Origin of the sequence: Escherichia sp. MOD1-EC5189, assembly GCF_002966045.1 — a bacterium.
Classification (GTDB): domain Bacteria; phylum Pseudomonadota; class Gammaproteobacteria; order Enterobacterales; family Enterobacteriaceae; genus Escherichia; species Escherichia coli_F.
This window is the reverse complement of sequence record NZ_PTRX01000019.1, coordinates 60,737-74,502: the sequence shown is the minus strand read 5'-3', so window position 1 is coordinate 74,502 and position 13,766 is coordinate 60,737. Positions and strand designations below refer to the sequence as shown.

Annotated in this window: 10 protein-coding genes; 6 read left to right on the top strand and 4 right to left on the bottom strand. The window is 50.0% G+C overall.

The window, feature by feature from the left end:
• The first annotated feature begins 102 nt into the window (after positions 1 to 102).
• The 6 genes from adiA to pmrB all read left to right on the top strand — a co-directional run bounded on the left by adiA (position 103) and on the right by pmrB (position 8,442).
• Entirely contained in the window at positions 103 to 2,370 is a 2,268-nt protein-coding gene (gene adiA, locus ATB02_RS16760; RefSeq protein WP_105271932.1) for an arginine decarboxylase, read from the top strand.
• Positions 2,371 to 2,693: 323 nt separating this feature from the next.
• Positions 2,694 to 3,455 (top strand): DNA-binding transcriptional activator AdiY, encoded by a 762-nt coding sequence (adiY, locus tag ATB02_RS16755; RefSeq protein ID WP_001217059.1) that lies wholly within the window; start codon positions 2,694 to 2,696, stop codon positions 3,453 to 3,455.
• Between the two features lie 136 nt (positions 3,456 to 3,591).
• Complete coding sequence (adiC, locus tag ATB02_RS16750; RefSeq protein ID WP_000093154.1) at positions 3,592 to 4,929, top strand: arginine/agmatine antiporter; 1,338 nt, start codon at positions 3,592 to 3,594, stop codon at positions 4,927 to 4,929.
• A 103-nt stretch (positions 4,930 to 5,032) separates the two neighbouring features.
• Positions 5,033 to 6,676, top strand: a complete 1,644-nt coding sequence (gene eptA, locus ATB02_RS16745) for a phosphoethanolamine transferase EptA (protein WP_105271925.1) — start codon at positions 5,033 to 5,035, stop codon at positions 6,674 to 6,676.
• Entirely contained in the window at positions 6,673 to 7,341 is a 669-nt protein-coding gene (gene basR, locus ATB02_RS16740) for a two-component system response regulator BasR (protein ID WP_032185719.1), read from the top strand. The genes eptA and basR overlap by 4 nt, the downstream gene beginning before the upstream one ends.
• Entirely contained in the window at positions 7,342 to 8,442 is a 1,101-nt protein-coding gene (gene pmrB, locus ATB02_RS16735; RefSeq protein ID WP_160529938.1) for a two-component system sensor histidine kinase PmrB, read from the top strand.
• Here pmrB and pmrR read toward each other — a convergent pair.
• The 4 genes from pmrR to crfC form a co-directional block, all read right to left on the bottom strand.
• Positions 8,418 to 8,507, bottom strand: a complete 90-nt coding sequence (gene pmrR / locus ATB02_RS16730) for an LpxT activity modulator PmrR (protein ID WP_000797657.1) — start codon at positions 8,505 to 8,507, stop codon at positions 8,418 to 8,420. The two genes, pmrB and pmrR, sit on opposite strands and share 25 nt — an antisense overlap.
• 111 nt (positions 8,508 to 8,618) lie before the next feature.
• The gene (gene proP / locus ATB02_RS16725) at positions 8,619 to 10,121 is read right to left on the bottom strand and encodes a glycine betaine/L-proline transporter ProP (protein ID WP_001298520.1); all 1,503 of its coding nucleotides are present in this window, start codon (positions 10,119 to 10,121) and stop codon (positions 8,619 to 8,621) included.
• Between the two features lie 263 nt (positions 10,122 to 10,384).
• On the bottom strand, positions 10,385 to 11,263 hold the full coding sequence (locus ATB02_RS16720; RefSeq protein ID WP_105271924.1) for a YjcZ-like family protein: 879 nt from the start codon (positions 11,261 to 11,263) through the stop codon (positions 10,385 to 10,387).
• Complete coding sequence (gene crfC / locus ATB02_RS16715; RefSeq protein WP_105271923.1) at positions 11,260 to 13,488, bottom strand: clamp-binding protein CrfC; 2,229 nt, start codon at positions 13,486 to 13,488, stop codon at positions 11,260 to 11,262. Before crfC ends, ATB02_RS16720 begins: the two co-directional genes overlap by 4 nt.
• Positions 13,489 to 13,766 lie beyond the last annotated feature (278 nt).

Sequence of the window (13,766 nt, the reverse complement as noted above, 5' to 3'; positions counted from 1 at the left end):
TGAATATTTAAAAAATGTTTGTTTTTCATGCGCTTTACAGCCCGAAAAGGCCGGAAGATACTTGCCCGCAACGAAGATTCCTTCATAACCGGGTAAGCAATGATGAAAGTATTAATTGTTGAAAGCGAGTTTCTCCATCAGGACACCTGGGTCGGTAACGCCGTTGAGCGTCTGGCAGATGCTTTAAGCCAGCAAAATGTTACCGTGATTAAATCCACCTCCTTTGATGATGGCTTTGCCATTCTCTCTTCAAACGAAGCCATTGACTGCCTGATGTTCAGCTATCAAATGGAACATCCGGACGAACATCAAAACGTCAGACAATTGATCGGTAAGCTTCATGAGCGCCAACAAAACGTGCCGGTCTTCCTGTTGGGCGATCGGGAAAAAGCCCTCGCCGCAATAGACCGAGATCTGCTGGAGCTTGTCGATGAATTCGCCTGGATTCTGGAAGATACCGCCGACTTTATCGCCGGACGCGCCGTTGCCGCAATGACCCGCTACCGCCAGCAGCTGTTGCCGCCACTGTTCAGCGCGCTGATGAAATATAGCGACATCCATGAATATTCCTGGGCAGCGCCAGGCCACCAGGGCGGCGTTGGCTTTACCAAAACACCCGCCGGACGTTTCTACCATGACTACTATGGTGAAAATCTGTTCCGCACCGACATGGGCATCGAACGGACTTCCCTCGGTTCTTTGCTTGACCATACTGGCGCATTTGGCGAAAGCGAAAAATATGCCGCACGCGTATTTGGTGCCGATCGCTCCTGGTCGGTAGTCGTCGGTACTTCCGGCTCTAACCGTACCATCATGCAGGCTTGCATGACCGATAACGATGTAGTGGTCGTTGACCGTAACTGCCATAAATCCATCGAACAAGGCTTGATGCTGACAGGCGCGAAACCTGTCTACATGGTGCCAAGCCGCAACCGCTACGGCATTATCGGGCCAATTTATCCGCAGGAAATGCAACCTGAAACCTTGCAGAAGAAAATCAGTGAAAGCCCGCTGACCAAAGACAAAGTCGGGCAAAAACCGTCTTACTGCGTGGTGACCAACTGCACCTATGACGGCGTGTGTTATAACGCTAAAGAAGCGCAGGATCTGCTGGAAAAAACTTCCGATCGTCTGCACTTTGACGAAGCCTGGTACGGCTATGCACGTTTCAACCCCATCTATGCCGATCACTATGCCATGCGCGGTGAACCTGGCGATCACAACGGTCCTACCGTTTTCGCCACCCACTCAACCCACAAACTGCTGAATGCGCTGTCACAGGCCTCTTACATTCATGTGCGTGAAGGTCGTGGGGCGATTAACTTCTCCCGCTTTAATCAGGCATACATGATGCATGCCACCACCTCCCCGCTGTATGCCATCTGTGCATCTAACGACGTGGCGGTGTCGATGATGGACGGCAACAGCGGCCTGTCACTGACCCAGGAAGTGATCGACGAAGCGGTTGATTTCCGTCAAGCGATGGCACGGCTGTATAAAGAGTTCACCCATGACGGTAGCTGGTTCTTCAAACCGTGGAACAAAGAAGTGGTCACCGATCCACAAACCGGCAAAACCTACGACTTTGCTGACGCGCCAACCAAACTGCTGACCACCGTTCAGGACTGCTGGGTAATGCATCCGGGCGAAAGCTGGCACGGCTTCAAAGATATTCCGGATAACTGGAGTATGCTCGACCCAATTAAAGTCAGCATTCTCGCACCGGGAATGGGTGAAGATGGTGAACTGGAAGAAACCGGTGTTCCGGCGGCGCTGGTCACTGCCTGGCTTGGTCGCCACGGCATTGTGCCTACCCGCACCACTGACTTCCAAATTATGTTCCTGTTCTCTATGGGCGTAACCCGTGGGAAATGGGGAACTCTGGTTAACACCCTTTGCTCCTTCAAACGCCACTACGACGCCAACACACCGCTGGCGCAGGTGATGCCGGAACTTGTTGAACAATATCCTGACACTTACGCGAATATGGGGATTCACGATCTGGGTGACACCATGTTTGCCTGGCTAAAAGAAAATAACCCTGGCGCACGGTTGAACGAAGCCTATTCCGGCCTGCCGGTGGCGGAAATCACCCCGCGTGAAGCGTACAACGCAATTGTCGATAACAATGTCGAACTGGTATCCATTGAAAATCTGCCTGGACGCATCGCGGCAAATTCAGTTATCCCGTATCCGCCAGGAATCCCGATGCTACTGTCTGGTGAAAACTTCGGCGATAAAAACAGTCCACAGGTAAGTTATTTACGCTCCCTGCAATCCTGGGACCATCATTTCCCTGGATTTGAACACGAAACTGAAGGGACTGAAATTATTGACGGTATTTACCACGTCATGTGTGTGAAAGCGTAACCACTATTCCGCTGAAGGCGTAATTGTTAAATAACATTACGCCGCCTGGCTTGAGGCCTTTTTAGTATGGCAACGTTTTCATAAAAATTGCTGCAAACAAAAATGTCATACTTTTTGCGCGGTCCCACCCCGCGCTTTTTTTCGCCTGTTATTTATCCTGTAAAAAAATATGTACATGAGAAATTACTATAAAAATTTGTAATATTAGTAAAACTCGTTATTTTTATGCATGTTTATATTCATCATACAATTATATAACCATTTCCCGGTATCGCTTTGCTTTAGCGAGAACTGGTCTTTTATTCGCACTCAGGAGTACATGTATGAGGATTTGCAGCGACCAACCTTGTATTGTTTTATTGACTGAAAAAGATGTCTGGATAAGGGTGAATGGGAAAGAACCTATTAGCCTTAAAGCTAACCATATGGCGTTATTAAATTGTGAAAATAATATTATCGACGTCTCCTCTCTTAATAACACTTTGGTTGCTCATATTAGTCACGACATCATCAAAGATTACCTCCGGTTTCTGAATAAAGATCTCTCGCAAATACCAGTATGGCAACGTAGTGCTACGCCCATCCTCACCCTGCCATGCCTGACGCCAGACGTCTTTCGCGTTGCCGCGCAACATAGCATGATGCCCGCTGAAACTGAGTCAGAAAAGGAACGAACACGTGCATTATTATTCACTGTGCTATCCCGTTTTCTCGACAGTAAAAAATTCCTTTCATTAATGATGTATATGTTACGTAATTGTGTAAGTGACAGCGTTTATCAAATTATTGAAAGTGATATCCACAAAGACTGGAATCTTAGTATGGTAGCCAGTTGTTTATGTCTTAGCCCAAGTCTGTTAAAGAAAAAGCTGAAAAGCGAAAACACCAGTTATAGCCAAATAATCACCACCTGCCGCATGCGTTATGCCGTCAATGAATTAATGATGGACGGTAAAAATATCTCTCAGGTCTCACAGTCGTGTGGCTACAACAGTACGTCGTACTTTATTTCTGTCTTTAAAGACTTCTACGGTATGACGCCTCTGCATTATGTTAGTCAGCACAGAGAGCGCACTGTCGCCTGATTTTTAACCTTAACGAAGAGCTATATTAATAACGGCATCAGCGATAACCCGGTCGATAATAATTCAACTATCGAATGCAGGCGTATGATATGACGTAATTTATTGTCACGAAGCTCGCCTTCGCAGGAGTTTAATTATGTCTTCGGATGCTGATGCTCACAAAGTGGGCTTAATCCCCGTCACCCTGATGGTGTCGGGGAATATTATGGGGTCAGGTGTTTTTCTGTTACCTGCAAACCTGGCCTCCACTGGCGGGATTGCCATTTATGGATGGTTGGTGACGATTATCGGTGCGCTGGGGCTCTCGATGGTATACGCCAAAATGTCGTTCCTCGACCCAAGTCCTGGTGGTTCTTACGCTTACGCCCGCCGCTGCTTTGGCCCGTTTCTCGGTTATCAAACCAACGTCCTCTACTGGCTGGCCTGCTGGATCGGCAATATCGCCATGGTGGTCATTGGCGTAGGATATTTAAGTTACTTCTTCCCGATTCTGAAAGATCCACTGGTATTAACCATCACCTGCGTCGTGGTGCTGTGGATCTTCGTCCTGCTGAACATTGTCGGTCCGAAAATGATCACCCGCGTGCAGGCCGTTGCCACCGTGCTGGCGCTGATCCCCATCGTCGGGATTGCCGTATTTGGCTGGTTCTGGTTCCGTGGTGAAACCTATATGGCGGCATGGAACGTCAGCGGCCTGGGCACCTTCGGCGCGATTCAAAGTACCCTTAACGTTACGCTGTGGTCGTTCATCGGTGTGGAAAGTGCCTCCGTTGCCGCAGGTGTGGTGAAAAACCCGAAACGCAACGTCCCTATCGCCACCATTGGTGGGGTATTGATTGCCGCCGTTTGCTATGTACTTTCTACCACCGCGATTATGGGGATGATCCCTAATGCCGCACTGCGCGTTTCTGCTTCGCCATTCGGTGATGCCGCACGGATGGCGCTGGGTGACACCGCCGGGGCCATTGTTTCTTTCTGCGCAGCTGCGGGTTGCTTAGGTTCACTGGGCGGCTGGACATTGCTGGCGGGTCAAACGGCGAAAGCCGCTGCCGATGACGGGCTGTTCCCACCGATTTTTGCTCGTGTAAACAAAGCGGGTACGCCAGTGGCGGGGCTGATTATCGTCGGAATTTTGATGACCATCTTCCAGCTCAGCAGCATTTCGCCAAACGCGACCAAAGAATTCGGTCTGGTTTCTTCCGTGTCGGTCATCTTTACACTGGTGCCATATCTTTACACCTGTGCGGCGTTACTGCTGCTCGGCCACGGCCACTTTGGTAAAGCACGCCCTGCATATCTGGCTGTTACTACCATTGCCTTCCTCTACTGCATCTGGGCCGTGGTGGGGTCCGGGGCGAAAGAGGTTATGTGGTCATTTGTCACCCTGATGGTCATCACCGCCATGTATGCGCTGAATTACAACCGGCTGCATAAAAACCCGTATCCCTTAGATGCACCAATAAGCAAAGATTAATTCCCCTTAATCCAGCAAACATAAAAGCCAACCTTAAGAACTTAAGGTTGGCTTAATTTTGCTTTGCGAGCATATGCGCACTTTGTTCGATGGAAACACCGTGATGTTGAAGCGCCTACTAAAAAGACCCTCTTTGAATTTACTCGCCTGGCTACTGTTGGCCGCTTTTTATATCTCTATCTGCCTGAATATTGCCTTTTTTAAACAGGTGTTGCAGGCGCTGCCGCTGGACTCGCTGCATAACGTACTGGTTTTCTTGTCGATGCCGGTCGTCGCTTTCAGCGTGATTAATATTGTCCTGACACTAAGCTCTTTCTTATGGCTTAATCGACCGCTGGCCTGCCTGTTTATTCTGGTTGGCGCGGCTGCACAATATTTCATAATGACTTACGGCATCGTCATCGACCGCTCGATGATTGCCAATATTATTGATACCACTCCGGCAGAAAGTTATGCGCTGATGACACCGCAAATGTTATTAACGCTGGGACTCAGCGGCGTACTTGCTGCGCTAATTGCCTGCTGGATTAAAATCAAACCGGCCACCTCGCGCCTGCGCAGTGTTCTTTTCCGTGGAGCCAATATTCTGGTTTCTGTGCTCCTGATTCTGCTGGTCGCCGCACTGTTTTATAAAGACTACGCCTCGCTGTTTCGCAACAACAAAGAGCTGGTGAAGTCCTTAAGCCCCTCTAACAGCATTGTTGCCAGCTGGTCATGGTACTCCCATCAGCGACTGGCAAATCTGCCGCTGGTGCGAATTGGTGAAGACGCGCACCGCAACCCGTTAATGCAGAACGAGAAACGTAAAAATTTGACCATTTTGATTGTCGGCGAAACCTCGCGGGCGGAGAACTTCTCCCTCAAAGGCTACCCGCGTGAAACTAACCCGCGGCTGGCGAAAGATAACGTGGTCTATTTCCCTAATACCGCATCTTGCGGCACGGCAACGGCAGTTTCAGTACCGTGCATGTTCTCGGATATGCCGCGTGAGCATTACAAAGAAGAGTTGGCACAGCACCAGGAAGGCGTGCTGGATATCATTCAGCGAGCGGGCATCAACGTGCTGTGGAATGACAACGATGGCGGCTGCAAAGGTGCCTGCGATCGCGTGCCTCACCAGAACGTCACTGCGCTGAACCTGCCTGGTCAGTGTATCAACGGCGAATGTTATGACGAAGTGCTTTTCCACGGGCTGGAAGAGTACATCAATAACCTGCAAGGTGATGGCGTAATTGTCTTACACACCATCGGCAGTCACGGCCCGACCTATTACAATCGCTATCCGCCACAGTTCAGGAAATTTACCCCTACCTGCGACACCAACGAGATCCAGACCTGTACCCAAGAGCAACTGGTAAACACTTACGACAATACGCTGGTCTACGTCGACTATATTGTTGATAAAGCAATTAATCTACTGAAAGAACATCAGGATAAATTTACCACCAGCCTGGTTTATCTTTCTGACCACGGTGAATCGTTAGGTGAAAATGGCATCTATCTGCACGGTCTGCCTTATGCCATCGCCCCGGATAGCCAAAAACAGGTGCCGATGCTGCTGTGGCTGTCTGAGGATTATCAAAAACGGTATCAGGTTGACCAAAGTTGCCTACAGAAACAGGCGCAAACGCAACACTATTCACAAGACAATTTATTCTCCACGCTATTGGGATTAACTGGCGTTGAGACGAAGTATTACCAGGCTGCGGATGATATTCTGCAAACTTGCAGGAGAGTGAGTGAATGAAAATTCTGATTGTTGAAGACGATACGCTGTTATTGCAGGGATTGATTCTGGCGGCGCAAACCGAAGGCTACGCGTGCGATGGCGTGACAACCGCGCGGATGGCGGAACAAAGCCTTGAGACCGGTCATTACAGCCTGGTGGTACTGGATTTAGGGTTACCCGACGAAGATGGGCTGCATTTTCTCGCCCGAATCCGGCAGAAAAAATACACCCTGCCGGTGTTAATTCTCACCGCCCGCGATACCCTTACCGACAAAATCGCCGGGCTGGATGTCGGTGCCGATGACTACCTGGTAAAGCCTTTTGCGCTGGAAGAGTTACATGCCCGTATCCGCGCCCTGCTACGACGCCATAATAATCAGGGCGAAAGTGAGTTGATTGTTGGCAATCTGACGCTGAATATGGGTCGCCGTCAGGTATGGATGGACGGTGAAGAGTTGATTCTGACGCCCAAAGAATATGCTCTGCTATCACGGTTAATGCTTAAAGCAGGCAGTCCGGTGCATCGGGAAATTCTCTACAACGACATCTATAACTGGGACAACGAACCCTCGACCAACACTCTTGAAGTGCATATCCACAATCTGCGCGACAAAGTGGGCAAAGCCCGTATCCGCACCGTGCGCGGCTTTGGCTATATGCTGGTCGCGAATGAGGAAAACTAATTGAATCTGATGCGTTTTCTGCGCCGACCAATATCGCTGCGCCAACGGCTGATATTGACCATCGGGGCCATTTTGTTGGTGTTTGAGCTGATCAGCGTCTTCTGGCTATGGCATGAAAGTACCGAGCAGATTCAGCTGTTTGAGCAGGCGCTACGCGACAATCGTAACAACGATCGCCACATCATGCGTGAGATCCGCGAGGCGGTCGCCAGCCTGATTGTCCCTGGCGTCTTTATGGTCAGCCTGACGCTATTTATCTGCTATCAGGCGGTACGCCGCATCACCCGCCCGCTGGCGGAGCTGCAAAAAGAGCTGGAAGCGCGCACCGCCGACAACTTAACGCCCATTGCCATTCACAGCGCCACCCTCGAAATCGAAGCGGTGGTTTCAGCGTTAAACGATCTGGTCAGTCGCCTGACCAACACGCTGGATAACGAAAGGTTGTTTACCGCTGACGTCGCGCACGAACTGCGAACGCCACTGGCGGGGGTGCGTTTGCATCTTGAACTGCTGGCGAAAACGCATCACATTGATGTAGCACCGTTAGTGGCACGACTTGATCAGATGATGGAGAGTGTCTCCCAGCTACTGCAACTGGCGCGTGCCGGACAGTCATTTTCTTCCGGTAATTATCAACATGTAAAACTGCTGGAAGATGTCATTCTCCCCTCGTATGACGAACTCAGTACCATGCTCGACCAGCGCCAGCAAACCCTGCTATTGCCAGAGAGCGCCGCCGACATCATCGTTCAGGGTGATGCAACCCTGCTGCGGATGTTATTGCGAAACCTGGTAGAAAATGCCCATCGTTACAGCCCGCAAGGCAGCAACATTATGATTAAGCTGCAAGAAGATGGCGGAGCGGTCATGGCCGTTGAAGATGAAGGACCGGGTATTGATGAGAGTAAATGCGGGGAGTTGAGTAAAGCGTTTGTACGTATGGACAGCCGTTATGGCGGGATTGGTCTGGGGTTAAGTATTGTCAGCCGCATTACACAGTTGCATCACGGGCAGTTTTTCCTGCAAAACCGGCAAGAGACTTCTGGCACACGGGCCTGGATACGGCTGAAAAAAGATCAGTACGTGGCAAACCAGATATAAAGAAAGCTGCTGACCACCAGCACGCTGAACACGGTAGTTAAACTTTCATAAACACGGTTTTTCATTGCACTCTCCTCCGTTAACCTGGAGGAGAGTATGCGCGTCAGAGATTAAGTGAACCTTAAGAGTTCAATTGGCCTGATAAGACAGCATCACATCAGGCCATCCGTTTCAGCTTATTCATCAATTCGCGGATGCTGCTGCACCAGGCGGGTACGTTTCGCCTGCAAATCGGCAATCTCGTGGTCAATATCATCGATTTTCTGCTCGATATTATCGTAATGCTCGACGAGAATTTCCTTCGCTTCCTGTATATCTGACGCCGCCGGTGTCGCACCTTTCAATGGACGATTCGCCGTCTCTTTCATGGTTACGCCGGTGATTAAACCAACCACCGCCACTACCATCAGGTAATAGGCAGGCATCATCAGATTCTGCGAGCTTTCGACCAGCCAGGCCGCCAACGTTGGCGTCAGACCGGCAACCAGCACCGAAATATTAAATGCCGCCGCCAGCGCGCTGTAACGGATATGCGTCGGGAACATCGCTGGCAAGGTAGAAGCCATAACGCCCGTAAAGCAGTTAAGGATCACCGCCAGCATCAGTAACCCGGCAAAAATCAGGCCGATGACGTTACTGTTAATCAGAATAAACGCCGGGATCGCCAACACAAACAGTGCAACACTACCAAGTAGCACAAACGGACGACGGCCAAAACGGTCACTCAGCAAGCCCATCACCGGCTGGACAAACAGCATACCGATCATAATGGCGATAATAATTAGCACCCCGTGGTCTTCGGAGTAATGCAGGTTATGCGACAAATAACTCGGCATATAGGTCAGCAACATGTAGTAAGTCACGTTGGTGGCAATTACCAGACCAATACATGTCAACAGGCTGCGCCAGTATTTAGTGGCAATCTCTTTAAACGAGACTTTCGGGCCATCCTGCAAACCTTCGCGGTCGCCCTGTTCCAGTTTATCAACATGCTGCTGGAACGCCGGAGTTTCTTCCAGCGCATGGCGCAGGTAAAGCCCGATAATCCCTAACGGCAGAGCAATAAAGAACGGAATACGCCAGCCCCAGTCGAGGAAGTTCGCTTCGCCGACAATGGTCGAAATTAACACCACCACGCCCGCACCCAGCACAAACCCGGCAATAGAACCGAAGTCCAGCCAGCTGCCCATAAAGCCACGTTTACGGTCAGGGGAGTATTCCGCAACAAATATCGACGCCCCGGTATATTCACCGCCGACCGAGAAACCTTGTGCCATCTTACAGATCAACAGCAGAATCGGTGCCCAAATACCAATCGTGTCGTAGGACGGTATTAAGCCAATACAGAACGTACTGATCGACATAATCACAATAGTGATAGCGAGGATCTTCTGGCGACCATATTTATCGCCCAACATACCAAAGAAGAGTCCGCCAAGCGGTCGAATCAGAAAGGGAACGGAGAAAGTGGCAAGTGCAGCAACCATCTGCACGCTGGGGTCAGCCCCCGGGAAAAAAACTTTACCTAATGCGTAAGCAACAAAACCATAAACACCAAAATCGAACCATTCCATTGCATTACCCAGTGATGCTGCGGTAATGGCTTTACGCAGTTTACCGTCATCAATAATAGTGACATCACGAAGGGTAATCGGTTTTACTTTTTTCCTTTTCAGCATAGCTTTCCTCGCAGAGTTGGCCCATTTCCGCAAACGCCAGAAAAATCAGCGCGACGGCCGCAAAAGGGGAGCGGGAATTGCAGGATGCAATCTCTGTAACAAGCGTAGCGGGTTTGCTTACACCCTCCGGTTAAGGAATGTACAATCAAACCAGTTGACGCCTGAATTGGGCAGTTAATGAGCTTTTTACCCTACCAGTGTTTAAATTTGTGATCAACTTCACACATGATTTTCGTTTAGGAGTCATTGATGTAACTGATTATTTACACCAAATTTACAGAGAAGATTTCCTCGACCATTGCCCCCGCCAGACGCTGCGCTGAACAGAGTCGTGGCATCCCCAGTGCGACAGTTTGCCAGCGTTGGGTCACTGACCAGCAAACGGGTTGTTTATCTGCCGTGGACCACTTTCCCAGCCAACTTAAAAAATCAGCATGCTCCCCTCCCGTCGGAACGGTCGAAGAGGCAAACCACTGATGGTAATAGTGACGCGTGGTCGGTGCCGCATTGATACTCTCTGCCAGATGTTGTGTCGCTTTCTCGCGCAAATCACCCAGCAACAACGCCACCGCTTGCGGGCTTCCCAGACGGCAGGCATCGCCAAATGCCCCCCAGCGCAGTTCCTCCAGAACGATAAAACAGCGCCCAGGCAACGACCAGGCGTTATACGCCCCAGCACGCCAGCGGGTAAAAATTTGCTCGCTCTGATCACCTGCCTGCACCAGTAATCCTCGTTGCGTTAACGCCTTTTCCTTCCAGCGACATCGGGCTGAAAACCACTCATACAAGGCGGCAATTTGCTGGGGGAGCTCCGGGAAAGCAGAGTGCTGGCGGTGATCCATTTTTTGCAGCAGCGCCAGATGCTGCGCGATCTGCGTCAGCGCCAGATGACCGGGATCCAGCATCGACGCCAGTTTTTCCACCAATGTCAGACGCAGGCTAAGCGGCGCATTTAACATTCCGCCATTCACCCACGTCTGAAGCTGCGAGCGAGCAAGGAGCTCCTGCATCAGTCGTTCACGAAACTGCTGCTGATGGGCTTGTGGATGGCGGGCATCATCGCCCTGCGCCAGATCCACTAAAAAGCGGGGATGAATCGACTCCAGCACGCGACCGGGGCCGTCAAGTAACGTCTTGGTCAATATCGTTCTGCCGTGAAAAGTGTTTGAATATCATCGCGTAACAGCTGAGCGTCGATGTAAATCCAGCCATGAGTCATCACAGTCTGCTGCAATTGCTGCTGCATCAGCCTGACCACCGATTCATTTTGTTGACGCAGAGCCAGACTTTCGCGTAAACGCGTCTGTAATTCCGTCAAACATGAAGCGAACTCAGCGAAAAAAGTATTCATGCCTGCCGTAACAGATTCATCGACCTGCTCTGCCAGAACTTTAGCCATTTGTTGGCAATAAAGATCGACTTCTGCGCTTAATGCTCGTTGCAACGCACTGTAATCAACCGTCTCTATCGGGGATTTCTCATTTCCCCGTCCCCAGTCGGGCTGATTCAACCAGCGCGAAAAAGTCTCACGCACAACGCCTAAACGCGTGCTCTGCTCGTCCATTGCGTCCTGGCGCGAAATGACTTCACTGAACAGCTGGCGAGTGTTGAAGTGGGGAACTGCGCCGTGAAAAACAGGAAAATGAAACCCAGGACGAAACCCTGACTCGCTCAATTCCATTTTGACTTGTTGCTCAATGGGCCGAATAACATCGGTTAACACCCGGCAAAGAGTGGATTCAAGCTCGGCAAAACGCAGCGTAAAGTCGCGACTGATGGTGTTCTGCGCCGTCTGTAACAGTGTCTCACAGCAGGTACGAATCTCGCTTAATGACCCCGAATCATCCTGAAACAACGCGGCTAACTGGGCATTCACCGCATCTTGCTGTTGACGCAGAAAGAGGTTGGCGGAGGTCAGGGCCAGCTCGATTTCATGTTTAATCTCGCCGCTCACCTGAGCCTGATTGAGTTGAAATAGCTGCAAACTTTCTTCGATCTGGTGGATATTTTGCCGCAATTGTTCACAAGCGACGTTTAACCCGTGCGCACGAAAATCCAGGTATTCCCGCGCCTGCTGCGCGTAATTCAACAGTTTATGCGCGGCAGATCGCAGAGCATACAACGAGGCGTTAGCGTAAGCGGCATGAAGCAACGCCTGAATTGGCTGGGCGAACAGCGAATCTTCCCACAACTGATCGGCAGCATGACGAATATGTTCGAGGTCCGCCAGGTCGGCATGACGCCAGCGCCTGCCGAGCGCGGCATGGGCAAAATCTTCCACCCAGCGTTGTTGCTCTGGCGCGGGTAACTTACCGTTGTTGGCTAACTCATTACGCGCCCGATTCGCCAGGTAGCCCCACATCGACGACACTGGAAATATCTGCTGTGGCGTAATACAGCCTTTCATCAGCGTCCCGGAAATCAGTGCCCGCACCTGGTCGGCGTCGTCACTGTTACGATCCTGTTGATCGAACTTATTGACCAGCACATACAGCGGCACCGATTGCCCCACCGCCAAAATCGCCTCACGGACCTCTTCATCGGAGATCGATTTCAGTTGCGTATAATCCAGCACCGCCAGTACCGCCGAGGCGCGAGCCAGCTGCTGGTTAAGCATTTTTTGCAGATGCGGTTGCCCGGCTTCATTTGGCCCAGGGGTATCCAGTAACGTCAACTGACCGGGATAACTCTCCAGCCCCGCCAGATGGACAAACTCCACTTCAATCACGGGAATATGCTCAATGGCGGCGTAAGCAGAAAAAGGAAAATCGACGTCCAGCGCCTTCGCCAGTCGCACCAAATCATTCAAACTTTTCAGACAATGAAAAATAGGCTGGGCACCCAAATAATATTTTTCGAAAGCGACGCCATTTTCGATCCGCTGCATAAGCGCACGCATATCTTTATCTATTTCCAGCACATCGGTCAGATGCTTAATATCGCAGTCACGCAGGCGCTGTTGTAATTGTTGAATTAAACAGTCGATTGGCGCGACATGTGAAAAATGCAGTACCGGTTCTTTTTGCCCGGGCGTATGGCGAATAAGCGTCGGCAGCGCAGTCATTGGGCGATTGCGATTAGGCAGAACCTCCGTACCAACAATAGCATTAATGGTGGTTGATTTCCCTGCTTTCATAGTACCGACAATCGCCAGCACCATTTCCAGTCGGGAAATTTTACGCAACTCATTATTCAGCATCGCGTGACGTTCGGCGATATTAGGCTGACTCCAGGGTAAAGCCAGTTGTGGCGCATCGTCTCCGGGTACAGAGAGAGGCATTTTTTCCAGTAACTGCAACTGTTGGCGAGAAAGCTGTAACAGGCGTTCAGCCTCCTGACTTAACTCATACAGGGTCTGTGTGTACATAGAAAATTTTTCCTTAAAGCAAATTTAATTACTTTTATTTAGCCAGATTGTTTTTGAGTTCTGTTTTCGGCTTTTATAATTACTGCAAGAAATAATTTTATATTTAGAGTGTTGTTTTTTATTAGAATAAATAACGTCTTCCGATACGTTTAAAACGTCAGAAAGATAAAAATATCATTTGAATTAAAAAAAGACCAAGTAGAACATTAACCTTATCTTAAATAATAAATGGAGGCAAAAAGATTATTTTCTTTTTGCGTTTCCTTTCAAATGAAAAC